General features: G+C 69.8%; 1 protein-coding gene and 1 pseudogene. Both read right to left on the bottom strand.

Translation table 11 applies throughout. From position 1 onward, the window contains the following. Positions 1 to 21: 21 nt before the first annotated feature. Positions 22 to 294 (bottom strand): flagellar biosynthesis protein FliQ, encoded by a 273-nt coding sequence (gene fliQ / locus G3I71_RS45645; protein WP_164324836.1) that lies wholly within the window; start codon positions 292 to 294, stop codon positions 22 to 24. Positions 295 to 308: 14 nt separating this feature from the next. Continuing rightward, positions 309 to 609: pseudogene (locus G3I71_RS45650) on the bottom strand (hypothetical protein); the annotation flags it as partial.

The following is a 609-nucleotide window of genomic DNA, read 5'->3' on the forward strand; positions in this document are numbered from 1 at the left end:
ACGGGGTCCATCGGGGTCCGCTCACCCGCCCAGCAGCGACGGGATGCGCGCGTACAGCTCGTGCGTGAACGTCACGAGCTCGGTGATCATCCAGTGCCCCGCGATCAGCAGCGCCGCGGCGGCGGCGACGGCCTTGGGCACGAACGACAGCGTGACCTCCTGGATCTGGGTCACGGACTGCACGAGCGACACCGCGAACCCCACGACGAGGGCGGTGACGAGCACGGGTGCGGCGAGCTTGGCGGCCATCATGAGGGAGTCGAGCGCGATGTCGAGGACCGCGTTGGTGTCCACTAGCCGCCCCCGGTCTACGAGTCGACGAGCGCGGTGACGATCAGCCCCCAGCCGTCGACGAGCACGAACAGCAGGAGCTTGAACGGCAGCGACACCATGATCGGCGGCAGCATCATCATGCCCATCGCCATGAGCGCGGAGGCCACGACGAGGTCGATCACGAGGAACGGCACGAACACGACGAAGCCGATGATGAACGCGCCCCGCAGCTCGGACAGCAGGAACGCGGGCGCGAGCACCGTGAACGGCACGTCGGCCGGCGTCTCGGGGTTGGGCCGGTCGACGGCGGGCGCGGGCGGCGCGATGTCCTGCGCG

It is taken from the genome of Streptomyces sp. SID12501 (assembly GCF_010550245.1).
In the GTDB taxonomy this organism is placed as follows: Bacteria; Actinomycetota; Actinomycetes; order Streptomycetales; family Streptomycetaceae; genus Streptomyces.